The 21,762-nt window shown below is 67.4% G+C and carries 20 protein-coding genes; 9 read left to right on the top strand and 11 right to left on the bottom strand.

The features are described from left to right. Window positions 1–20: 20 nt before the first annotated feature. The gene (locus D7T59_RS06060) at window positions 21–1,241 is read left to right on the top strand and encodes an RtcB family protein (RefSeq protein WP_180852804.1); all 1,221 of its coding nucleotides are present in this window, start codon (window positions 21–23) and stop codon (window positions 1,239–1,241) included. A gap of 112 nt (window positions 1,242–1,353) precedes the next feature. On the opposite strand, the gene D7T59_RS06055 is transcribed toward D7T59_RS06060, so the two are convergent. Beyond that, window positions 1,354–2,259 carry an NAD(P)/FAD-dependent oxidoreductase gene (locus tag D7T59_RS06055; protein WP_180852805.1) on the bottom strand — a complete coding sequence of 302 codons (906 nt, stop codon included), beginning with the start codon at window positions 2,257–2,259 and terminating at the stop codon, window positions 1,354–1,356. Further along, the gene (locus D7T59_RS06050) at window positions 2,249–2,704 is read right to left on the bottom strand and encodes an Rrf2 family transcriptional regulator (RefSeq protein WP_180852806.1); all 456 of its coding nucleotides are present in this window, start codon (window positions 2,702–2,704) and stop codon (window positions 2,249–2,251) included. Before D7T59_RS06050 ends, D7T59_RS06055 begins: the two co-directional genes overlap by 11 nt. 184 nt (window positions 2,705–2,888) lie before the next feature. Here D7T59_RS06050 and D7T59_RS06045 point away from each other — a divergent pair, with 184 nt between their 5' ends. After that, window positions 2,889–5,009, top strand: a complete 2,121-nt coding sequence (locus D7T59_RS06045; protein WP_180852807.1) for a methyl-accepting chemotaxis protein — start codon at window positions 2,889–2,891, stop codon at window positions 5,007–5,009. Window positions 5,010–5,050: 41 nt separating this feature from the next. Here the strand turns inward: D7T59_RS06045 and D7T59_RS06040 are convergent, their stop codons facing one another. From D7T59_RS06040 to prpB, 5 genes are all read right to left on the bottom strand, one after another. Beyond that, the gene (locus D7T59_RS06040; protein WP_180852684.1) at window positions 5,051–6,511 is read right to left on the bottom strand and encodes a bifunctional 2-methylcitrate dehydratase/aconitate hydratase; all 1,461 of its coding nucleotides are present in this window, start codon (window positions 6,509–6,511) and stop codon (window positions 5,051–5,053) included. 71 nt (window positions 6,512–6,582) lie between these two features. After that, window positions 6,583–7,761: a 2-methylaconitate cis-trans isomerase PrpF gene (gene prpF / locus D7T59_RS06035; protein WP_180852683.1), complete on the bottom strand. Its 1,179-nt coding sequence runs from the start codon at window positions 7,759–7,761 to the stop codon at window positions 6,583–6,585. A gap of 51 nt (window positions 7,762–7,812) precedes the next feature. After that, window positions 7,813–10,431, bottom strand: a complete 2,619-nt coding sequence (gene acnD, locus D7T59_RS06030) for a Fe/S-dependent 2-methylisocitrate dehydratase AcnD (protein ID WP_180852682.1) — start codon at window positions 10,429–10,431, stop codon at window positions 7,813–7,815. Between the two features lie 97 nt (window positions 10,432–10,528). Next, window positions 10,529–11,686 (bottom strand): bifunctional 2-methylcitrate synthase/citrate synthase, encoded by a 1,158-nt coding sequence (gene prpC / locus D7T59_RS06025; RefSeq protein ID WP_014038133.1) that lies wholly within the window; start codon window positions 11,684–11,686, stop codon window positions 10,529–10,531. Window positions 11,687–11,722: 36 nt separating this feature from the next. Then, window positions 11,723–12,616, bottom strand: a complete 894-nt coding sequence (prpB, locus tag D7T59_RS06020) for a methylisocitrate lyase (RefSeq protein ID WP_057498383.1) — start codon at window positions 12,614–12,616, stop codon at window positions 11,723–11,725. 154 nt (window positions 12,617–12,770) lie between these two features. On the opposite strand from prpB, the gene prpR reads away from it, so the two are divergent. Further along, window positions 12,771–14,354 (top strand): propionate catabolism operon regulatory protein PrpR, encoded by a 1,584-nt coding sequence (prpR, locus tag D7T59_RS06015; RefSeq protein WP_180852681.1) that lies wholly within the window; start codon window positions 12,771–12,773, stop codon window positions 14,352–14,354. Between the two features lie 99 nt (window positions 14,355–14,453). Here the strand turns inward: prpR and D7T59_RS06010 are convergent, their stop codons facing one another. Genes D7T59_RS06010 through pdxH form a run of 3 tightly spaced genes read right to left on the bottom strand, consistent with a single transcriptional unit; the run spans window position 14,454 to window position 15,855 of the window. Then, complete coding sequence (locus D7T59_RS06010) at window positions 14,454–14,801, bottom strand: YqfO family protein (protein ID WP_180852680.1); 348 nt, start codon at window positions 14,799–14,801, stop codon at window positions 14,454–14,456. Continuing rightward, entirely contained in the window at window positions 14,798–15,259 is a 462-nt protein-coding gene (gene aac(6')-Iz, locus D7T59_RS06005; RefSeq protein WP_180852679.1) for an aminoglycoside N-acetyltransferase AAC(6')-Iz, read from the bottom strand. Before aac(6')-Iz ends, D7T59_RS06010 begins: the two co-directional genes overlap by 4 nt. Then, complete coding sequence (pdxH, locus tag D7T59_RS06000; protein WP_180852678.1) at window positions 15,256–15,855, bottom strand: pyridoxamine 5'-phosphate oxidase; 600 nt, start codon at window positions 15,853–15,855, stop codon at window positions 15,256–15,258. The genes aac(6')-Iz and pdxH overlap by 4 nt, the downstream gene beginning before the upstream one ends. A gap of 40 nt (window positions 15,856–15,895) precedes the next feature. Here pdxH and D7T59_RS05995 point away from each other — a divergent pair, with 40 nt between their 5' ends. After that, window positions 15,896–16,723, top strand: coding sequence for a kinase (locus D7T59_RS05995; RefSeq protein WP_180852677.1), 828 nt, complete (start codon window positions 15,896–15,898; stop codon window positions 16,721–16,723). Window positions 16,724–16,729: 6 nt separating this feature from the next. On the opposite strand, the gene D7T59_RS05990 is transcribed toward D7T59_RS05995, so the two are convergent. Then, complete coding sequence (locus tag D7T59_RS05990; RefSeq protein WP_005410663.1) at window positions 16,730–16,933, bottom strand: dodecin family protein; 204 nt, start codon at window positions 16,931–16,933, stop codon at window positions 16,730–16,732. A 97-nt stretch (window positions 16,934–17,030) separates the two neighbouring features. Between D7T59_RS05990 and D7T59_RS05985 the strand changes: the two genes are divergently transcribed. The 5 genes from D7T59_RS05985 (at window position 17,031) to mdtD (ending at window position 21,676) form a co-directional block, all read left to right on the top strand. Continuing rightward, entirely contained in the window at window positions 17,031–17,573 is a 543-nt protein-coding gene (locus tag D7T59_RS05985; protein ID WP_164137674.1) for a shikimate kinase, read from the top strand. After that, window positions 17,570–18,682, top strand: coding sequence for a 3-dehydroquinate synthase (aroB, locus tag D7T59_RS05980; RefSeq protein ID WP_180852676.1), 1,113 nt, complete (start codon window positions 17,570–17,572; stop codon window positions 18,680–18,682). Before D7T59_RS05985 ends, aroB begins: the two co-directional genes overlap by 4 nt. Before the next feature lie 143 nt (window positions 18,683–18,825). Then, window positions 18,826–19,065 carry a WGR domain-containing protein gene (locus tag D7T59_RS05975; protein WP_032127800.1) on the top strand — a complete coding sequence of 80 codons (240 nt, stop codon included), beginning with the start codon at window positions 18,826–18,828 and terminating at the stop codon, window positions 19,063–19,065. 26 nt (window positions 19,066–19,091) lie between these two features. After that, the gene (gene hemE / locus D7T59_RS05970; RefSeq protein WP_164137671.1) at window positions 19,092–20,174 is read left to right on the top strand and encodes a uroporphyrinogen decarboxylase; all 1,083 of its coding nucleotides are present in this window, start codon (window positions 19,092–19,094) and stop codon (window positions 20,172–20,174) included. A gap of 92 nt (window positions 20,175–20,266) precedes the next feature. Further along, window positions 20,267–21,676 carry a multidrug transporter subunit MdtD gene (gene mdtD / locus D7T59_RS05965; protein ID WP_180853528.1) on the top strand — a complete coding sequence of 470 codons (1,410 nt, stop codon included), beginning with the start codon at window positions 20,267–20,269 and terminating at the stop codon, window positions 21,674–21,676. Window positions 21,677–21,762: the final 86 nt, after the last annotated feature.

Raw genomic sequence — 21,762 nt, 5'->3', positions numbered from 1 at the left:
TCAAGGACAAATACGAAGACATGGACACTCAACACAACTATCAATGGCTGCACGCCGAGGGCACCACGCCGATCAAGGGCTGGGTCAACGGGGTGCCGCTGGAAACGCAGGCCCACGAGCAGCTGCGCAACATCGCCGCGATCCCGTTCGTCGGGCCGTGGGTGGCGGTGATGCCGGACGTGCACCTGGGCAAGGGCGCGACGGTGGGCTCGGTGATCCCGACCCGCGGTGCGATCATCCCGGCCGCAGTCGGTGTCGACATCGGCTGCGGCATGGCTGCGGTGCGCACCACGCTGCGCGCCAATGACCTGCCTGATGACCTGCGGCAGCTGCGCAACAGCATCGAGCGCAGCATCCCGGTCGGCAATGGCCGCGGCGGCGAGCATCACCGCATGCCCGACAGCATCCACACCCGGCTGGTGCAGTCCGGGCTGGCCGCTGGCCTGGAGAAGATCAAGGACAGGCACCGGAAGATCCGCACCGACAAGCTGGACCGTCAGCTGGGTACGCTGGGCGGCGGCAACCACTTCATCGAACTGTGCCTGGACGAGACGGATGCGGTGTGGGTGATGCTGCACAGCGGCTCGCGCGGTACCGGCAACCTGATCGGCACCTACTTCATCGAGAAGGCGCGCGAAGAGCTGGCGCGGCGCGTGCTCGGCTTCCACCTGCCGGACAAGGACCTGGCGTTCTTCATGGAAGGCGAGCCGCTGTTCGATGACTACGTCGAAGCGGTGTCGTGGGCGCAGGACTATGCCCGGCAGAACCGCGAGGCGATGATGTCGCGCGTTCTGGCCGAGATGCGCCACCGGTTGCCGAAGTTCCAGCTGGCAGCGATGGCGGTGAACTGCCACCACAACTACGTGCAGAAGGAAACGCATCAGGGCCAGGAGCTGCTGGTGACGCGCAAGGGTGCGGTCAGCGCGCGCGAGGGCGAGCTGGGCATCATTCCCGGCAGCATGGGCACGCGCAGCTACATCGTGCGCGGCAAGGGCAACGCGGACAGCTTCCACAGCTGCAGCCACGGTGCCGGCCGGGTGATGAGCCGTGGCACGGCGCGCCAGCAGATCACGCTGGCCCAGCACCGCGAGGCGACCGCGCATGTGGAATGCCGCAAGGACAGCGGCGTGCTGGACGAGTCACCGGCGGCGTACAAGTCGATCGACGATGTGATGGCCGCCCAGCTGGACCTGGTGGACGTAGTGCACACGCTGCGGCAGGTGCTGTGCGTGAAGGGATGATGGAGCGGTGCCGGCCAAGGCCGGCACCCACCGCGCCCGATTGCGGTAGATCCACGCCATGCGTGGATCGAACGGCGCCGACCAAGGTCGGCATCTACCGGAACACGCCCGTTCAGCGCGCCACGCTGTCCTCGGCCACCAGCGCATGGTGCACACCAATGCCCGCACGCACGCCCTCGGCAGCAGCCAACGTGATGTTGCCGACCGTGGTCGCGTCGCCCGCGGCATATACGTTCGGCAGCGACGTCTGCTTCATCGCATCGACCTCGATCAGCACGCCCAGCGGGCTTTCGGCCAGCGCGCATCCCAGCTGCTGCACCAGTGGCGTGGCCATTGCCTGCACGGCCGGCACGAACAGTGCCCGTTGGGCGATGCGGCGGCCATCGGCCAGCTCCACTTCCAGCCAGGTCGGCTGGTCGCCCTGCACGCCCACTACCGGCACGGTCTCGATCTGAACGCCACGCTGCTGCATGGCGGCCTGCTCCTCATCGGTGATCGGCAGGCCCTGGCTGAAGAAGGTGACATTTCCCCAATCGGCGAACAGTGGCGCCTTGCTGGCGGACATCGGGTGACCACCAAGCAGGCCGATGGCGCCACCACCCACTTCGTAGCCATGGCAGTAGGGACAATGCAGCACGGTGCTGCCCCAGCGCTCGGCCAGCCCCGGCAGGTCCGGCAGCTGGTCGGCGATGCCACTGGCCAGCAACAGCTTGCGTGCGGCCAGGACCTGGCCGTCGGCGGTACGCACTTCCACGCCTTCAGCGCTGGCGGTGGCCTGCACGGCTTCGGCATGCACCCAACGCACCGTGGGGTAGTCCAGCAGCTGCTGGCGCGCGGTCTTCAGCAGCTCGGCGCCACTGATGCCATCCAGCCCCAGCACCCCATGCGAATGGCTGGCGAAGCGGTTGCGTGGCAAACCGGCGTCGATGACGGTAACCGGGCGGCGGGCACGGGCCAGGATCAGGCCGGCGGCGATGCCGGCATAGCTGCCGCCGACGATGAGCACATCAGGATTCATGGTGACCTTCCAGGGAACGGTGATGGGCGAGATGGCGGGCGAAGTCGGCGCCGAGCTGGTCCAGCGCGGTCGCCTGCAGCCGCGCTTCGAGCAGCCGCTGCGCCTCGCGAGCACCCTCGAGCAGGGCGCTGTTGACCAGCTGCTGGATCGGGCAGCCGCCACCGGCGTCGCGGGTACCGACCTGCACCAGCGGTGGTGCGCCCACGGCCAGGTAGATGTCATGCAGCGTGATGGCCGCCGCATCGCGGGCCAGCTGGCTGCCGCCGCCATGACCACGGGTGCTGCGCACCAGGCCGGCCTTGTGCAGCTGTGCCAGCAGGCGGCGGATCACCACCGGATGGGTCGGCAGGCACGACGCCAGCTGCTCGGAGGTGCGCGGGGCGGCATGGCCGACCAGATGCGCCATCACGTGCAGGGCGTCGGAAAGGGGATTCGCGGATTTCATGTAACAACAATAGTTACATTTAAATCCCCTGTCGAGGGTCTGCTTTCGTTCCATATGGACACATTTGTCCTATGAAATATCTCCTTCACATCACTAAACGAAACGGGAATGTGATCCAAGTCGCACTTCAGAGGAAAGTGGCACCGGTCGATACCGAATCGCCCCTTCCCGAGAGTCCCTCCCCATGAATGCGTCTGTCCGTGCTCCGCGCCTGCAGTCCAAGCTGCTCGGCGCGGTTTCCGTTGGTCTTGCCGTGGTCCTGCTGTGCGCTCTGGCGGGCCTGGCCTCCGCCTGGTTGAAGCTTTCCACCGAGGTTCCGCCCGAAGTCGCGCACAGCCGCGACGCCGAACGCCTGCAGCGCGAGTTCCGCGGCCAGGTGCAGGAATGGAAGAACGTGCTGCTGCGCGGCCACGACGACGCACTGCGCCAGCGCCATCTGGACGCCTTCGACAGCGAGGGCCACCTGGTCGAGCAGCTGGCCAAGGGCCTCGCAGCCAGCCCGGACACGCGCACCCGTGAACTGGCACAGTCCTTCATCGGCCTGCACACGCAGCTGCAGAAGGACTACCACGCCGCCCTGCAGGCGTTTGCGGAGGCCGGCTACGATCCCGCCGCCGGCGACAACCTCGTGCGTGGCAAGGATCGCCCGGTGGCTACCGCACTGGATGCATTAAGCACGCATGCCACGCAGGTGTCAGAGGCCGCCGTGGCGGCACGGTCGCAGCAGGCGCGGCAGACACTGCTGATGTGCGCAGCGCTGACCGTGCTGGCCGCCGTGCTGTTGCTGATGGGCCTGGCCTGGTGGCTGCGGCGTGCGGTGGTGCAGCCGGTGCTGGCGGTGGAAGCCGCTGCACGTGCCGTGGCTGCCGGTGATCTGCAGCACGTGGTGCAGGTGCGCAGCCGCGACGAGATCGGTCGCCTCGCACAGGCGATGCAGGCGGTGCAGTCCACGCTGCGCGGCGTGCTGGACGCACAGGCGACGATGGCGCAGGCGCATGACGCCGGCACCATCAGCCATCGCATGGATGCCAGTGCGTTCCCGGGCGCATTCGGCGAAATGGTCGCCGACAGCAATGCACTGGTCGATGCACATATCCAGGTAAAGCTGCGTGCAATCGCGATCATGGGCCGCTACGCCATCGGTGACCTCAGCCAGGACATGGAACGCCTGCCCGGCGAGAAGGCCGTGATCACCAACGCATTGGATACGGCCAAGGCCAATCTCGGTGTGATCAACGGCGAGATCCGCCGCCTGGCCGAAGCCGCTGCCGCAGGTGACTTCAGCCAGCGCGGCGACAGCGCACGCTTCGAGCATGATTTCCGCGCGATGGTCGACGGCCTGAACCGCCTGATGCAGACCACCGAGCTGAACCTGGGCGAGGTTTCCAGCATGCTCCGCGCGATTGCCGACGGCCGCCTCGGCGCTCGCATGCACGGCGATTTCCAGGGCGTGTTCGCACGCATTGCAGGCGACGCCAACACCACGGCTGCACAGTTGGCGACCATCGTCACCGACATCAAGCACGCCTCCGGCAACATCCATACCGCTGCCGCAGAGATCGCCGCCGGCAACAACGACCTGTCGCGCCGTACCGAACAGCAGGCGGCCAATCTGGAAGAGACCGCCGCATCGATGGAGGAACTGACCTCCACCGTGCGCCAGAACGCCGAGCACGCACGCCAGGCCAACCAGCTGGCCATCGGCGCGCACACGGTGGCCTCGCAGGGCGGCAGCGTGGTCGGCCAGGTGGTGGCGACGATGGGCGCGATCGAGACCTCGTCGCGGCAGATTGCCGAGATCATCAGCGTGATCGATGGCATCGCATTCCAGACCAACATCCTGGCGCTGAACGCGGCGGTGGAAGCGGCACGCGCTGGCGAACAGGGCCGTGGCTTCGCCGTGGTGGCCAGCGAAGTGCGCACGCTGGCACAGCGCTCGGCCGGGGCCGCCAAGGAGATCAAGGCACTGATCGAGGCCTCGGTGGAACAGGTTGGCCACGGCGCGCAGCGCGTGCGCGAGGCCGGCCACACCATGGCCGAGATCGTGGCGTCGGTGCAGCGCGTGACCGACATCATGGCCGAGATCTCCGCAGCCTCGCAGGAACAGAGTGCGGGCATCGAACAGGTCAGCCAGACGGTGATCCAGATGGATGGCACCACCCAGCAGAACGCTGCGCTGGTGGAAGAAGCCAGTGCCGCCGCACGCAGCCTGGAACAGCAGGCGAACCGGTTGATCAATGCGGTGGATGTGTTTGATCTGTCGACCACAACGGCAGCGAAGGACGCGCTGGCGCGCGCGGCGTGAGTGATCCGGTTGCCGGCCAGCGGCCGGCACTACCCCGCCCCTCACCCCGGCAGGTACAGGTCCACGTAGTCGGTCACCGGCATCGCCGCCAGCGCCACCGGGTCCAGCGATGCGGCCAGGATGCGCTGCTGCTGGACGGTCGGGAAGCGGTGGGCCAGGTGCCGGCGGAACTTGTCCATCAGCAGCGGAATGCCCTCCCCACGTCGGCGCGCGTGGCCGAGCGGATACTCCACCAGCACCTCGGGCAGTTCAGCGCCATCGGTGAAGCGCACGCTCAGGCCGTTGGCGATGCTGCGCTTGTCGGCGTCCAGGTAATCGGCGCTGAGCTGCGGGTCTTCATGGCAGGCCATCTTCGCGCGCAGTGCGTCGATGCGTGGATCGGCGGCCACGTCATCCTCGTAGTCCTCGGCCACCAGCCGCCCGTGCAGCAGTGCGATGGCGACCATGTACTGCACGCAGTGGTCGCGGTCGGCCGGATTATGCAGCGGCCCCTGCTTGTCGATGATGCGGATGCAGGCCTCCTGGGTGCGGATGGCGATATGCGCGATGTCCTCGACCCGCCGCCCCATCGCGCGCAGCTGCTGGTGCAGCATGATCGCTGCCTCCACTGCGGTCTGGCCATGGAATTCGGCCGGGTAGCTGATCTTGAACAGCACGTTCTCCATCACGTAGCTGCCCAGCGGCCGCCCCAGCGTCAACGCCTGGCCGTGCATGGATACGGCCTCGAAACCCCATGTCGGTGCACTCAATACGCTGGGATAGCCCATCTCGCCACTGGCCGCCATCAGCGCCAGGCGCACGCCACGACTGGTGGCATCGCCGGCCGCCCAGCTCTTGCGCGAGCCGGTGTTGGGCGCGTGCCGGTAGGTCCGCAGCGCCTGCCCATCGACCCAGGCCAGCGACAGCGCATTGAGCATGCGCTCGCGGTCCAGCCCGAGCAGGTGCGCGACCACCGCGGTGGTGGCGACCTTGACCAGCACCACGTGGTCCAGCCCGACCCGGTTGAAGGAATTCTGCAGGGCCAGCACGCCCTGGATCTCGTGCGCCTTGATCATCGCCAGCAGCACATCGTGCACGGTCGGCGGCGGGCGGCGCAGGGCCTGCGCGTTGCGACCCAGCCAATCGCAGACGGCAAGGATGCCGCCCAGGTTGTCCGACGGATGGCCCCATTCGGCGGCCAGCCAGGTGTCGTTGAAATCCAGCCAGCGCACCATCGCGCCGAGGTTGAAGGCGGCCTGCACCGGGTCCAGCACGTAGTGCGTGCCCGGTACGCGCGCGCCGTTGACCACGCTGATGCCCGGCACCAGTGGACCGAGCAGCTTGCTGCAGGCCGGGAAGGACAGCGCTTCCAGACCGCAGCCCAGCGTATCGAGCAGGCAGTGGTGCGCGGTCTGGAACGCCAGCGGTGAGTCGATGCGCGCATCGCGCACGTAGTCGACGATGTCCACCAGCAGCGCATCCCACGCTGCACGCTCGTTGGATGGAATGGGGTTGCTGGACATCGTCGATCTCCTCGTTGCGGTGCACGGTTGCCCGTGCACCTTGCCAACCAAGGTTGGCATCTACCAGAGCACTATTCGGCCGGTACCCGCACCTTGCCTTCCATCAGCACGCGGGCGCTGCGGCTCATGATGGCCTTGGTCACCGTCCACTGGCCGTCAACAAGCCCGGCCTGCGCGCCCACGCGCAACGTGCCGGAAGGATGACCGAAGGTCACCGCTTCGCGTTCGCCACCACCGGCGGCACGGTTGACCAGCGTGCCTGGAATCGCCGCCGCGGTACCGATCGCCACGGCTGCCGTGCCCATCATCGCGTGGTGCAGCTTGCCCATCGACAGCGCGCGCGCGTGCAGATCGATGGCCGAGGCCGGGATCGACTTGCCGCTGGACGACACGTAGTCCTGCGCCGGCGCCACGAAGGCGACCTTCGGCGTGTGCTGGCGGGTCGCTGCGTCTTCCAGGCTCTTGATCAGCCCCATGCGCAGCGCGCCATGTGCGCGGATGGTCTCGAATTTCTGCAGTGCGGCCTTGTCTTCGTTGATCGCCGGCTGCAGCTCGGTCCCGCTGTAGCCGAGGTCGGCGGCGTTGAGGAAGATGGTCGGGATGCCGGCGGTGATCATCGTCACCTCGAAGCTGCCCACGCCCGGCACGTCCAGCGTGTCCACCAGATTGCCGGTCGGGAACATCGCGCCGGCATCGCCGTCATCGGAGGGATCGATGAATTCCAGCTGGATCTCCGCCGCCGGGAACGTCACCCCATCCAGTTCGAAATCGCCGATTTCCTGCACTTCGCCATCGCGCATCGGCACGTGGGCGATGATGGTCTTGCCGATGTTGGCCTGCCAGATGCGCACGGTGCACAGGCCATCGCGCGGCACGCGCGCGGGATCGATCAGGCCATTGGCGATCGCGAACGGGCCGACCGCAGTGCTGAGGTTGCCGCAGTTGCCGCTCCAATCGACGAAGGCGGTGTCGATCGACACCTGGCCATACAGGTAGTCCACGTCGTGGTCAGGCACCGAAGCGGTGGAAATGATCACGCACTTGCTGGTGCTGGAGGTGGCACCGCCCATGCCGTCGGTCTGCTTGCCATACGGATCGGGCGAACCGATCACGCGCATCAGCAGCGCATCGCGCGCGGCGCCCGGCACCTGGGCGGCCTCGGGCAGGTCCTGCAGGCGGAAGAACACGCCCTTGCTGGTGCCACCACGCATGTAGGTGGCGGGAATACGGAGTTGCGGGAGGAAGGTCATGGATGTGTTCCTTGCAAAGAAAGACGGCCCGTTGCCGGGCCGTCGGATGCCTTACGCCACCTTGGCCCCTTCCAGGAAGTCCTGGGCGAAGCGCTGCAGCACGCCACCTGCTTCGTAGATCGCTACTTCCTCGTCGCTGTCCAGGCGGCAGGTGACCGGCACGATCACGTCCTGGCCGTCGCGGCGGTGGATGACCAGGGTCAGATCGGCGCGCGGGGTGCGCTCGCCGACCACGTCGAAGGTCTCGGTGCCGTCGATGCCCAGGGTCAGGCGGGTGGTGCCCGGCTTGAACTCCAGCGGCAGTACGCCCATGCCGATCAGATTGGTACGGTGAATCCGTTCGAAGCCTTCGGCCACGATCGCCTCCACGCCGGCCAGGCGCACGCCCTTGGCTGCCCAGTCACGCGAGCTGCCCTGGCCGTAGTCGGCACCGGCGATGATGATCAACGGCTGCTTGCGGTCCATGTAGGTCTCGATCGCTTCCCACATGCGCATCACCTTGCCTTCCGGCTCCACGCGCGCCAGCGAGCCCTGCTTCACGCTCCCGTCGTCGTTGCGCACCATCTCGTTGAACAGCTTCGGATTGGCGAACGTAGCGCGCTGCGCGGTCAGGTGGTCGCCGCGGTGGGTGGCGTAGGAATTGAAGTCTTCTTCGGGCAGGCCCATCTTCGCCAGGTATTCACCGGCGGCGCTGGAGGCCATGATCGCGTTGGACGGCGACAGGTGGTCGGTGGTGATGTTGTCCGGCAACACCGCCAGCGCGCGCATGCCAGACAGCGTGCGCTCACCGGCCAATGCACCCTCCCAGTACGGCGGACGGCGGATGTAGGTGCTCTGCGGGCGCCAGTCGTACAGCGGGCTGACTGCGGCACCATGCTCCACGCGCACGTTGAACATCGGGTTGTAGACCTTGCGGAACTGCTCGGGCTTCACCGAGGCCTTTACCACGGCATCAATTTCAGCATCGCTCGGCCAGATGTCCTTCAGGCGCACCTCGTTGCCGTCGGCATCCACGCCCAGCACGTCCTTTTCGATATCGAAGCGCACGGTGCCGGCGATGGCGTAGGCGATCACCAGCGGCGGCGAGGCCAGGAAGGCCTGCTTGGCGTACGGATGGATGCGGCCATCGAAGTTGCGATTGCCCGACAGCACGGCCGTGGCGTACAGGTCGCGGTCGATGATTTCCTGCTGGATCTTCGGGTCCAGCGCACCACTCATGCCGTTGCAGGTGGTGCAGGCAAACGCCACGATGCCGAAACCGAGCTGCTCCAGATCCGGCAGCAGACCGGATTCTTCCAGGTACAGCTGCACGGCCTTCGAGCCCGGCGCCAGCGAGGATTTCACCCACGGCTTGCGCTGCAGGCCGCGCGCATTGGCATTGCGCGCCAGCAGCGCGGCGGCGATCACGTTGCGTGGGTTGGAGGTATTGGTGCAGCTGGTGATGGCCGCGATGATCACCGCGCCATCGGGCATCAGGCCCTGCGCCTGCTCGGCCTTGCCCGCTTCCAGCTTGGCTTCGTCGGCAATGCCGCGCTCGGCCAGTTCGGCCACCGGCAAGCGGCGGTGCGGATTGCTCGGCCCGGCCATGTTGCGCACCACGCTGGACAGGTCGAAGCGCAGCACGCGCTCGTACTGTGCGGTGACCAGATCGTCGGCCCACAGGCCGGTGGTACGGGCGTAGTTTTCCACCAGCGCCACCTGCGATTCCTCGCGGCCGGTCAGGCGCAGGTAATCGGTGGTCTGCGCGTCGATGTAGAACATCGCGGCGGTAGCGCCGTATTCGGGGCACATGTTGGAGATGGTTGCGCGGTCTCCGATGGTCAGTGCCGCCGCACCCTCGCCGAAGAATTCAAGCCAGGCGCCGACCACGCGTTCCTTGCGCAGGAACTCGGTCAGGGCCAGTACCACGTCGGTGGCGGTGATGCCCGGCTGCGGGCGGCCGCTCAGTTCGACACCGACGGTGTCGGGCAGGCGCATCCACGAAGCGCGGCCCAGCATCACGTTCTCCGCTTCCAGGCCACCAACACCAATCGCGATCACGCCCAGCGCATCGACGTGCGGGGTATGGCTGTCGGTACCCACGCAGGTATCCGGGAAGGCCACACCGTCCTGCACGTAGACCACCGGCGACATCTTCTCCAGGTTGATCTGGTGCATGATGCCGTTACCCGGCGGGATCACGTCCACGTTCTCGAACGCCAGCTTGGTCCAGTCGATGAAGTGGAAACGGTCTTCGTTGCGGCGATCCTCGATCGCGCGGTTCTTCTCGAACGCCTGCGGATCGTAACCCCCGCACTCCACCGCCAGCGAGTGGTCGACGATCAGCTGCACCGGTACCACCGGATTGACCTTGGCCGGGTCGCCGCCCTTGTCGGCGATCGCATCGCGCAGGCCGGCAAGATCCACCAGCGCGGTCTGGCCAAGAATGTCGTGGCAGACCACGCGTGCCGGGAACCACGGGAAATCCAGGTCGCGGCGACGCTCGATCAGCTGCTTCAGCGAATCGCCGAGCGTGGCCGGATCGCAGCGGCGCACCAGGTTCTCGGCCAGCACGCGCGAGGTGTACGGCAGGGTGGCATAGGCGCCGGGCTGGATCGCATCGACGGCGGCGCGCGCGTCGAAATAGTCCAGCGTGCTGCCGGGGAGGTTCTTGCGGTAATCGGTATTCATGGGCTGGCGGAGTACTTGGGGCGGGCCGGGTGCCGGCAGTGCGGCGGCGAAAGCATCCGGCCGGCGCAGGGCCGGCCGGATGGGTGTTGCAGGCGGATCAGACGCGCTTGTCGATGGCGACGAAGTCGCGGTCTTCCGGACCGATGTAGTTGGCGCTCGGACGGATGATCTTGCCGTCGATGCGCTGCTCGACGATGTGCGCGCTCCAGCCGGCGGTGCGGGCGATCACGAACAGGGGAGTGAACATCGCGGTCGGCACGCCCATCATGTGGTAGCTGACGGCGCTGAACCAGTCCAGGTTCGGGAACATCTTCTTGATGTCCCACATCACCGATTCCAGGCGCTCGGCAATGTCGTACATCTTCATGCTCGACTGCTCTTCGGACAGCTCGCGGGCCACGTCCTTGATCACCTTGTTGCGCGGATCGGAAACGGTGTACACCGGGTGGCCGAAACCGATCACCACTTCCTTGCGCTCGACGCGGGCCTTGATGTCTTCCTCGGCCTCATCGGGGTTGTCGTAGCGCTTCTGCACTTCGAACGCCACCTCATTGGCGCCGCCGTGCTTCGGACCACGCAGCGCGCCGATGCCACCGCAGATCGCGCTGTACATGTCGCTGCCGGTGCCGGCGATGACGCGGCAGGTGAAGGTCGAGGCGTTGAACTCGTGTTCCGCGTACAGGATCAGCGAGGTGTGCATCGCCTTCACCCACGACTCCTGCGGCTTCTCGCCGTGCAACAGGTGCAGGAAGTGGCCACCGATCGAGTCGTCGTCGGTTTCCACGTCGATGGCGCGGCCGTTGTGGCTCCAGTGGTACCAGTACAGCAGCATCGAACCGAGGCAGGCCATCAGCTTGTCGGCGATGTCGCGCGCGCCCGGGTGGTTGTGGTCATCCTTCTCCGGCGCCACGCAGCCGAGCACGGACACGCCGGTGCGCATCACGTCCATCGGGTGTGCCGACGGCGGCAGTTCTTCCAGCGCAGCCTTCACCGCGGCCGGGATGCCACGCAGCGACTTCAGCTTGGCCTTGTACGAAACCAGCTCGGCACGGGTCGGCAGCTTGCCGTGCACCAGCAGGTAGGCGATTTCCTCGAACTCGCTGGTGTTGGCCAGGTCCAGGATGTCGTAGCCACGGTAGTGCAGATCGTTGCCACTACGGCCCACGCTGCACAGCGCGGTGTTGCCGGCGGCGGTGCCGGACAGGGCGACGGACTTCTTCGGCTTGAAGGTCGGGGTTGCGGTCGTGTCGTTCATGTTTCCCTCCGAAAACTTGATGGTGCAGGGTACTGCTTATTTCTTGGCGGCGAACAGTGCATCGAGCTGCTGCTCGAAGGCGTGGTAGCCGATGCGGTCGTAGAGTTCTTCACGGGTCTGCATGGTCTCCACCACGTTGCGCTGGTGGCCGTCGCGGCGCACCGCCTGGTAGACGTTCTCAGCAGCCTTGTTGGCGGCGCGGAAGGCAGACAGCGGGAACAGCTGGATGGCGACGCCGGCCGAGGCCAGTTCATCGCGGCTGAACAGCGGGGTGGCACCGAACTCGGTGATGTTGGCCAGCACCGGCACCTTCACCGCATCGACGAAGCGGCGGTAGGTGTCCAGGTCGTAGGCGGCCTCGGCAAAGATGCCGTCGGCACCGGCCTCGACACAGGCGATGGCACGCTCGATGGCCTTGTCCACGCCGTCCACCTGGATGGCATCGGTACGCGCGATCAGGAAGAAGTCCGGATCGGTCTTGGCATCGGCGGCGGCCTTCACGCGGTCGACCATTTCACCCTGCGAGACGATCTCCTTGCCCGGACGGTGACCGCAGCGCTTGGCGCCGACCTGGTCTTCGATGTGGCAGGCGGCCGCGCCGGCCTTGATCAGCGACTTCACGGTGCGCGCGATGTTGAACGCGCTCGGGCCGAAGCCGGTGTCGATGTCGACCATCAGCGGCAGGTCGCATACATCGGTGATGCGGCGCACGTCCACCAGCACGTCTTCCAGGGTGTTGATGCCCAGGTCCGGCAGGCCCAGCGAACCCGCAGCGACGCCGCCGCCGGACAGGTAGATGGCGCGGAAGCCGGCGCGCTTGGCCAGCAGGGCGTGGTTGGCGTTGATCGCGCCGATCACCTGCAGCGGCGATTCGGCAGCCAGCGCCTCACGGAAGCGGGCACCGGCGGAAGAAGGAGTGGAAGCGGTCATGCGGCAATCCAGGTTGGAGAACGTGTGTGGAGGCGCAAACACCATGCCAACCTGCAAGCGCTTGATTTCACGGGAATGACCGGCACGCAGCAGTGAAACATATGAAACACTGAAACAGATGTATCATGAAACACCCCTCCCGGCCCGAGCCACCATGTACCTGCCCCGCTCGCCCCTGCGCCACACCGATGCCGACCCCGGCCGCCCGGTGATCTGGACCGTCAGCGTCTCGCGGCTGACAGGTCTGCTGGGCGACGTCATTCCCGAGTTCGACCGCCGCGCGCGCATCGAGCAGATCAATCTCGGCTTCGAGGAAGCCGTCGAGGTGATCGGCCAGCGCCTGCGCCGCGAGCATTGCGACGTGGTGATCGCCGGTGGCTCCAACGCCGCCTGGCTGCGCAGCCGGCTGGAGCTGCCGCTGGTGCCGATCCAGGCCAATGGCTTCGATCTGATGGAGGCGCTGGCGCGTGCACGCCGCATCGCCAGCCGCATCGGCCTGGTCACCCATGCCAGCGACGTGCCGGTGTTCAGCAACTTCCAGCAGAGTTTCGGCCTGGACATCGAACACCGTCGATTCGTCACCCGCGAAGACGCGCGCGATTGCATTGCAGACCTGCGCGCCAATGGCATCGAGGTGATCGTCGGCACCGGCATGGCCATCGACCACGCCGAACAGGCCGGCCTGCCCGGCGTTCTGTTGTACTCGGCCGACTCGGTGCGCCAAGCCTTCGAGCATGCGCTGGAGCTGACCCAGACCCTCGCCCGCTCCGGCGGCAGCCGCCCGGTCGCGCGCCGCCGCTCTGCCCCGCGCAGCGATGCGCACGCCCTGCTCGGCGACAGCGAGGCGATGGCCCAGGTGCGTGCGCAGATCGCGCTGTATGCGCCGCATGACAGCACCGTGCTGGTCACCGGCGAAACCGGCACCGGCAAGGAACTGGTCGCGCGCCAGCTGCACGCGGCCAGCGGCCGTCGTGGTCGCTTCGTGGCACTGAACTGCGGCGCGATCAGCGAATCACTGCTGGAAGCCGAACTGTTCGGCTACAGCGATGGCGCCTTCACCGGCGCGCGGCGCGGTGGGCGCGTCGGCCTGGTTGAAGCTGCAGACGGCGGGACGCTGTTCCTGGATGAGATCGGCGAACTGCCGCTGCCACTGCAGACCCGCCTGCTGCGGGTGCTGGAAGAACGCGAAGTGCTGCGCGTGGGCGCCACCGAACCGACCCCGGTCGACCTGCGCGTGGTGGCCGCGACCCTGCAGTCGCTGGAGCAGCGCGCGGCGACCGGCAGCTTCCGTCGCGACCTGTATTACCGGCTGGCCGCGCTGCGCATCGCCCTGCCCGCGTTGCGTGCGCGGCGCGGTGACATTCCGCTGCTGGCCCAGCATTTCTTCCGCCAGCTGCGTGGCATCGACGCTCCATTGGACGAGGATGCCATGCGCGTACTGACAGCCGCCGAATGGCCCGGCAACGTGCGCGAGCTGCGCAACCTGGTCGATCGCCTGCGCATCCACTGGCAGCCGGGCGAAGGGCTCATCGATGCCACGCGCCTGCTGCAGCTGGCGCCGGAGCTGGTGAATGAAGGTGCAGCCGCGCTGCCGCTGGAAAGCAACGGCAAGCGTCCGCCGCGCGCGCAGCTGGAAGCACTGCTGCAGGAACACCGCAATGACCGAGAAGGCATGGCGCAGGCGCTGGGCGTGTCACGCACCACGCTGTGGCGCTGGTTGCGCGCGGAGGGGTTGTAACCAACTTTTTCCAGATGGATTCGAAGCGATGCCCGGTGGGTGCGCCCCCTGGTTCGCACCACTCTTCCGTCAAGCACCTCATCCACGCATGGCGTGGATCTACCTGGCCAGCAGCAGCTCGATTTCCTCCACCTGCACCACCGGCACCTGCCACGGGTGATGCGGCACGATTCCCTGTTCGAAGATGCGCTGCAGCCGCTGCGGATTCCGAGGCACACAGAATTCCAGGCGCACGCTATCGACCACCTCGGTGCGACCCACCTTACCCTGCACCGGCGACACACCCACGCGCGGACGGAACTGTTCAAACCCCGGCGCCGACCACCACATGCCATGCTCGTAGTCACCGGCCGCGAGCGCATCCACCGCGAGGATGCCCTGTTTCACCCTGTCCAGCGCGGCCGATGGAACAAATACCACCACGCGGTACAGCGCCACGCGATTCACACCGATGGCTCCAGCGCCATGCGGAAGTAGACCACCCGTTCGGTCTCTTCGAAGCCGCAGGCCCGGTGCGCGGCGTGAGCCCGCACGTCTTCCACGCGACTGTCCGAAGCCAGCTCGCGGCAGCCCGCATCACGCGTCCACGCCTGCACAGCCGCCAGCAACATTCGGCCCACGCCACTGCCCCGCCACTGCGGCCGAACGTACCAGCCCTCCAGGAACCCCACCGGCGAAGACTCGGTGCCGTTCACGTAGTCATGGCGCAGGCACACTTCAGCGAAACCAACCGCCTCGCCATCCGCCACGCGGGCCAGGAACACCGCGCCTTCGGCATCGGCCAGCGACTGCGCCAGCTCCTCCAGCGGATCATCGGCATCCGGCCACAGGCCCAGACGCAACTGCGCCCACGCCGCCGCATCGGCCGGCGTGGCCTTGCGGATCGTGGGCGCGCTGTCACTCACGGGTACAGCAGCCGCTTGCTCCAGCGCCCTTCGGCACCGGCTTCATAGCACCAGCGTTCGTGCAGGCGGAACTGCGCGCCGTACCAGAACTCGATGCGATCGGGCACCACCCGCAGCCCACTCCAGCCATCCGGGCGCGGCACGTCCCTGCCCTCGAAGCGGGCTTCGATCTCGGCCACGCGCGCGTCGAATTCCTCACGCGTTGCCAGCGTCTTCGACTGCTGCGAGGCCCACGCGCCGATCTGGCTCATGCGCGGGCGGCTGGCGAAATAGGCATCGGCCTCGGCATCGGCAACCTGCTCGACACGGCCTTCGATGCGCACCTGGATGCCGGCCTCGCGCAGGCTGCGCCACAGGAACAGCAGCGCGGCCTGCGGATTGGCCTGCAGCTCCTGGCCCTTGTGGCTGTCCAGGTGGGTGTAGAAGACGAAGCCACGCTCGTCGAACGCCTTCAGCAGCACGGTGCGCGCCGAGGGACGGCCGTGCGTATCGGCGGTGGCCACGGTCATCGCGTTCGGCTCGACCTCGCGGCTCTGCTTGGCCTCTTCGAACAGGCCGGCAAACGTGGACAGGGCTTCGGCGTACAGGTCGCTCATGATTGCGTTCTTCTCACACGGATTGGGCTATTGTGGCTGCATGGTCGCTGCTGCGTATATGCCCCAGGTGAAAGGATTCCCCGAAACATTGGCCGAGCAGGCGCTGGACGATGCGCTGGGCAGCGGTGCAGCGGTTCCAGTATTGGCGATCAGCGGCCTGCAGGGGAGCGGCAAATCGACGCTGGCCGCGCAGGTGGTGGCGCGTGCACAGGCGCGCGGCCTGAACGCAGCCACGCTGTCGATCGATGATGTCTACCTGACCCGCGCACAGCGCCAACGGCTGGCCCGACAGGTGCACCCGCTGCTGATCACCCGCGGCCCGCCCGGCACCCATGACCTGCCGCTGGCCCACGCAGTGCTGGACGCGGTGGCCGCACGCCAGCCCTTCGCAATGCCGCGCTTCGACAAGCTGGCCGACGAACGCCTGCCCGAAGCGCAATGGCCACGTATCGAGCAGCCCCTCGACCTGCTGGTATTCGAGGGCTGGTTCCTGGGCACGCCCGCACAGAACGATGACGCACTGGACAGCCCACTGAATGCGCTGGAACGCGAAGCCGACGCCGATGGCCGTTGGCGGCGCTGGTGCAACCAGGCGCTGGCCCGCGACTACCCGGCGTTGTGGCAGCGCTGCGACCGCCTGTGGTTCCTGCAGCCACCGGATTTTTCGGTGGTACCACGCTGGCGCTGGCAGCAGGAGCAGAACCTGCAGGCCGCGCAGCCGGGCCGGCACGGCATGAGCCGGCCGCAGCTTGAGCGCTTCGTGCAGTACTACGAGCGGGTCAGCCGGCAGGCGCTGCGTGCCCTGCCCGCCCTGGCCGACCGCATGGTGGTGCTGGACGGCCAGCGACAGGTGCAGGACGTGCGCTGAGCGCGCCTATTCCACCAGGAAGGTCACCCGCAGGTTGACCCGCCACTCGGTGATCTCGCCGCTGCCATTGGTGACCACCTTGGTCTCGTTCACCCAGGCGCCCTGGATGCCCTTGACCGTCTCGGAGACCTTCTTCAACCCACTGCGCACAGCATCCTCCACGCTCTTCGGCGAGGAGGCGGTGATTTCGATGACCTTGGCGACCGTCATGACCTGTACTCTGGCTGATGCGGGAGGCCCGCAGGAATGTCCAGCCTGACGTGAAGAACGTAAAGGCCGGGACACGGAGGTGTTAGCATCACGGGGCATGAATCCTGCTCCGAACCTGATCCTGATCGGCCCGATGGGCGCCGGCAAAACCTGCATCGGCCGCCGCCTGGCCGAGCGCTTCACGCTGGACTTCGTCGATGTCGACCAGGCCATCGTCGATGCCGCAGGCGCCAGCATTCCGACCCTCTTCGAGCACTCCGGCGAAGCCGGCTTCCGCAGCCATGAACGCCAGGCCCTGGCCCGCGTACTGGAGGGCCGCGGCCAGCTGGTTTCTACCGGCGGCGGCGCCGTACTCGATCCGGATAACCGTGCGCTGATCGCACGACGCGGCTTCGTGGTCTACCTGCGGGTCAGCGTGGCCGCGCAGCTGGAACGCCTGGCCCGCGACAAGGGCCGGCCGTTGCTGCAGCGCCCGGACCGCGAACAGGTGCTGCACGATCTGGCCGCGCACCGCGACCCGCTGTACCGCGAACTGGCCGACCTCACCCTCGATACCGACCCGTATACCGCTGCCGACGCGACCGCCCACCTGGTGGTGAAGCTGGCCACGCAATGGCAGCGCCAGGACCTGACCGCATGACTTCCCCCGCCCTGCTGCAGGTCGCCGTTGGCGGCGACCGCCCCTACACCATCACCATCGGCGCCGGTGCCCAGGCTGACGGCGCCGCGCTGGCCTCGCATGTGCGCGGCCGCCACGTGCTGCTGCTCAGCGACAGCGAAGTGGCCCCGCGCTATCTGGAGGCCGTGAAGCAGACGCTGTTGGCCGCACGCCCCGACCTGATCGTCGGCGAGCACGTGCTGGCCGCCGGCGAAGCCTCCAAGACCCTGGCCGAATTCGGCCGCGCGATCGAAGCGCTGGCCGCGCTCGGCGCCACCCGCGACGCCTGCGTGTTCGCCCTCGGCGGTGGCGTGGTCGGTGACCTGGCGGGCTTCGCCGCAGCGTGCTGGATGCGCGGCGTGGACTGCGTGCAGCTGCCGACCACCCTGTTGGCGATGGTTGATTCATCGGTAGGCGGCAAGACCGCGGTCGACATTCCGGCCGGCAAGAACCTGGTCGGCGCCTTCCATCCGCCGCGTGCGGTCATTGCCGATACCCGCGTGCTGGGTACCCTGCCACCGCGTGAGCTGCGCGCCGGCCTGGCCGAAGTGGTGAAGTACGGCGCGCTGGGCGACGCGGTGTTCTTCGAATGGCTGCAGCAGCATGCCGACGCGCTGGTCGCCGGCGAAGACAACGTGCTTTCCGAAGCCATCGCGCGCAGCTGCCGGCACAAGGCCGCGATCGTCGAACGCGATCCATTCGAGAAGGGCGAGCGTGCCCTGCTCAACCTGGGCCACACCTTCGGCCATGCCATCGAGACCGAGCAGGGCTACTCGGCCCCGGGCCGCGATGCGCTGAACCACGGCGAGGCGGTGGCGGTGGGCATGGTGCTGGCGGCGAAGCTGTCCACCCAGCTGGGCCTGGCCGAAGATGCCGACCGCGTCCGCCTGCAGGCGCTGCTGGAAAAGCTGCAGCTGCCGGTGGCGATCCCCGCCGGGCTCGACCCGCAGGCCCTGCTGGGCCGCATGCGGCTGGACAAGAAGAACGTCGCCGGCCGGCTGCGCCTGGTGCTGTGGCGGGGCATGGGCCGTGCCGAAGTGGTGCCGGACGTGGATGAGGCGGCGGTGCTGAAGGTGCTGTCGGCCCGGTAGTGCCGGCCGCTGGCCGGCAACTTCAGCAAACGGGGAAGCCGGCCAGCGGCCGGCACTACCGGGCTGCGCGGCAGGATTGCCGGCCAACGGCCGGTACGACCGCGTTGCGGCCGGGGTCACCCTGGCCCCGCTACAATCGCCCCATGCACGTCTACCTGCAACATCCCGACGCCGGTGCGCAGGCACCGCGCTTCCTGCGCCTGAGCCTGCAGCCGGACCTGTTCGGCGGCTGGGAGCTGCTGCGCGAGAGCGGCCGCGTCGGCAGCCGCTCGCAGCTGCGGCGCGAGCTGTTCCTGCAGGCCGACGAAGCCCGCCATGCCTTCGAGAAAGCCCGCGATGCCGAACTGCATCGCGGCTTCCAGATCCTTTCGCACGGCGACTGACGCCGCTGCCAACTTTCGTCCAAGGAATGCCCATCGTGACCAGCCCTCTCCGCAACGATCGCCTGCTGCGCGCCCTGCGCCGCGAACCGGTGGACTGCACCCCCGTCTGGCTGATGCGCCAGGCCGGCCGCTACCTGCCGGAGTACCGCGCAACCCGGGCCAAGGCCGGCAGCTTCCTGGCCATGGCCAAGAACCCGGAGATCGCCTGCGAAGTCACGCTGCAGCCGCTGCGCCGCTTCCCGCTGGACGCCGCCATCCTGTTCTCGGACATCCTCACCATTCCCGATGCGATGGGCCTGGAGCTCTACTTCGTCGAAGGCGAAGGCCCCAAGTTCCGCCACCCGGTACGAGATGAAGCGGCCATCGCCAAGCTGGCGGTGCCGGACATGGAACAGGACCTGGGCTATGTGATGGACGCGGTGCGCCTGATCCGTCGCGAGCTGGACGGCCAGGTACCGTTGATCGGTTTCTCCGGCAGCCCGTGGACGCTGGCCTGCTACATGGTGGAAGGCGGCGGCAGCAAGGATTTCGCCCGTATCAAGGCGATGGCGCTGAACCACCCGCAGGCCCTGCACCGACTGCTGGAGGTCACCACCGACGCGGTGATCGCCTACCTGGGCGCGCAACGCGCGGCCGGCGCGCAGGCACTGCAGGTGTTCGACACCTGGGGCGGCGTGCTCTCGCCGGCCATGTACCGCGAGTTCTCGCTGCGCTACCTGCAGCGCATCGCCGAAGGCCTGGAGCGTGGCGAAGGCAGCGAGCGCACGCCGCTGATCCTGTTCGGCAAGGGTACCGGCCTGCACCTGGAAGCACTGTCGCAGACCGGCGCCGATGCGCTGGGCCTGGACTGGACACTGGACCTGGACGAGGCCATGCGCCGCACCGGTGGTCGCGTCGCACTGCAGGGCAACCTCGACCCGACCACGCTGTACGCCTCGCCGGAAGCGATCGCCGCCGCTGCCGCGCGCGTGCTCGACACCTATGCCGCGGGCAATGGTGGTTCGCGCGAGGGCCATGTATTCAACCTCGGCCACGGCATGTCGCCGGACATGGACCCGGCCAACGTGCAGGTGCTGGTCGACGCGGTGCACGCGCACAGCCAGCGTTGAGCATTCGGCATACGGTTGCGGCGCGATGTTGATCGCGCCGTGACCCGCGTTGCGCGATCATGGCAGCCCCCACGCTGCACCGGCCGCACCCCATGCCCACATCGCCATCGACCTACAACCGCCAGCGCCCCCTGCTGTGGCTGGTGTCCTTGGCGATCTTCATGCAGATGCTGGACTCGACCATCGTCAACACGGCGTTGCCGGCGATGGCGGCCAGCCTGGGCGAAAGCCCGCTGCAGATGCAGTCGGTGGTGTTCAGCTACGCGCTGGCAGTGGCCACTTTCATTCCTGCCTCCGGCTGGATCGCCGACCGCTACGGCACCCGCCGCACCTTCCTGGTGGCGATCATCCTGTTCACCCTCGGCTCGCTGGCCTGCGCACTGGCCCAGCACCTGCACCAGCTGGTCGGTGCGCGCGTACTGCAGGGCATTGGCGGCGCGATGCTGCTGCCGGTCGGGCGGCTGGCGGTGATGCGTTCGGTGCCGCGCGAGGATTTCCTGCGCGCGATGAGCTTCATCGCCATCCCGGCCCTGGTCGGCCCGCTGATCGGTCCCACGCTGGGCGGCTGGCTGGTCGAGATCGCCTCGTGGCACTGGGTGTTCCTGATCAACCTGCCGATCGGCGTGATCGGTTTCATCGCCGCGATGAAGATCATGCCCGACCACTACGCCAGCCATCGCACCCGTTTCGACCTGCGTGGCTACATCATGCTGGCCTTCGCGATGGTGGTGCTGTCACTTGCGCTGGACGGCATCTCCGGGCTGGGCACGCCACACGCGCTGGTGATGCTGATGACCGTTGCCGGCCTGGCTGCACTGGTGGGTTACTGGCTGCATGCTGCCAATTCCACGGCGCCGTTGTTCTCGCTGGCGCTGTTCCGCGTACCCAGCTACCGCATCGGCATTCTCGGCAATCTGTTCTCGCGCATCGGCAGCAGCGCCATGCCGATGCTGATCCCGCTGCTGCTGCAGGTCGGCCTGGGCCTGGGCCCGATGAACGCCGGCCTGATGATGGTGCCGGTGGCCGCCGCTGGCATGGTCTCCAAGAAACTGGCAGTGAAGCTGGTGGAGCGCTACGGCTACCGTCGCGTGCTGATGGTCAATACCGTGCTGGTAGGCCTGGCCATGGCCAGCTTCATCCTGATGACTCCCGGCCAGCACCTGGCCTGGCGGCTGCTGCAGCTGGCGTTCTTCGGCGCGGTCAATTCGCTGCAGTTCACTGTGATGAACACCGTGACCCTGCGTGATCTGGACCGCGAATTCGCCAGTTCCGGCAACAGCCTGCTGTCGATGGTGATGATGCTCGCGGCGGGCTTCGGTGCTGCTGCGGCCGGCAGCCTGCTGGCCGCGTTCGGCAACCACCTGGACAGCAACAGCGCGACCGCCGCGCTGCATGCCACGTTCCTGTGCGTGGGCGCGATCACCCTGACCTCGACGATGATCTTCTGGCAGCTGCCCGATACCAAGCCCGAACCACGGCAGGTCGAGCACGTCGCGGAGTGAGGGGGTTCGGCAGGGCCTGCGGCCCTGCACCCGCTACAGGCAACGGCAACAGCCAAAGCAGCATTCCGTGGGTTGGTGGGGCGGTG

The sequence above is a fragment of the Stenotrophomonas maltophilia genome, from assembly GCF_013464915.1.
Lineage (GTDB): Bacteria > Pseudomonadota > Gammaproteobacteria > Xanthomonadales > Xanthomonadaceae > Stenotrophomonas > Stenotrophomonas maltophilia_AT.
Note: the sequence above shows the minus strand (reverse complement) of the source record. Positions and strands in the feature narration are given on the sequence as shown.

Excerpts from the sequence above, each read along its gene's own strand:
- D7T59_RS06060 (WP_180852804.1), top strand. The coding sequence starts at position 21 with ATGGACACTCAACACAACTATCAATGGCTGCACGCCGAGGGCACCACG.
- D7T59_RS06055 (WP_180852805.1), bottom strand. The coding sequence starts at position 2,259 with ATGAATCCTGATGTGCTCATCGTCGGCGGCAGCTATGCCGGCATCGCC.
- D7T59_RS06050 (WP_180852806.1), bottom strand. The coding sequence starts at position 2,704 with ATGAAATCCGCGAATCCCCTTTCCGACGCCCTGCACGTGATGGCGCAT.
- D7T59_RS06045 (WP_180852807.1), top strand. The coding sequence starts at position 2,889 with ATGAATGCGTCTGTCCGTGCTCCGCGCCTGCAGTCCAAGCTGCTCGGC.
- D7T59_RS06040 (WP_180852684.1), bottom strand. The coding sequence starts at position 6,511 with ATGTCCAGCAACCCCATTCCATCCAACGAGCGTGCAGCGTGGGATGCG.
- prpF (WP_180852683.1), bottom strand. The coding sequence starts at position 7,761 with ATGACCTTCCTCCCGCAACTCCGTATTCCCGCCACCTACATGCGTGGT.
- acnD (WP_180852682.1), bottom strand. The coding sequence starts at position 10,431 with ATGAATACCGATTACCGCAAGAACCTCCCCGGCAGCACGCTGGACTAT.
- prpC (WP_014038133.1), bottom strand. The coding sequence starts at position 11,686 with ATGAACGACACGACCGCAACCCCGACCTTCAAGCCGAAGAAGTCCGTC.
- prpB (WP_057498383.1), bottom strand. The coding sequence starts at position 12,616 with ATGACCGCTTCCACTCCTTCTTCCGCCGGTGCCCGCTTCCGTGAGGCG.
- prpR (WP_180852681.1), top strand. The coding sequence starts at position 12,771 with ATGTACCTGCCCCGCTCGCCCCTGCGCCACACCGATGCCGACCCCGGC.
- pdxH (WP_180852678.1), bottom strand. The coding sequence starts at position 15,855 with ATGAGCGACCTGTACGCCGAAGCCCTGTCCACGTTTGCCGGCCTGTTC.
- D7T59_RS05995 (WP_180852677.1), top strand. The coding sequence starts at position 15,896 with ATGGTCGCTGCTGCGTATATGCCCCAGGTGAAAGGATTCCCCGAAACA.
- D7T59_RS05990 (WP_005410663.1), bottom strand. The coding sequence starts at position 16,933 with ATGACGGTCGCCAAGGTCATCGAAATCACCGCCTCCTCGCCGAAGAGC.
- D7T59_RS05985 (WP_164137674.1), top strand. The coding sequence starts at position 17,031 with ATGAATCCTGCTCCGAACCTGATCCTGATCGGCCCGATGGGCGCCGGC.
- aroB (WP_180852676.1), top strand. The coding sequence starts at position 17,570 with ATGACTTCCCCCGCCCTGCTGCAGGTCGCCGTTGGCGGCGACCGCCCC.
- D7T59_RS05975 (WP_032127800.1), top strand. The coding sequence starts at position 18,826 with ATGCACGTCTACCTGCAACATCCCGACGCCGGTGCGCAGGCACCGCGC.
- hemE (WP_164137671.1), top strand. The coding sequence starts at position 19,092 with ATGCCCATCGTGACCAGCCCTCTCCGCAACGATCGCCTGCTGCGCGCC.
- mdtD (WP_180853528.1), top strand. The coding sequence starts at position 20,267 with ATGCCCACATCGCCATCGACCTACAACCGCCAGCGCCCCCTGCTGTGG.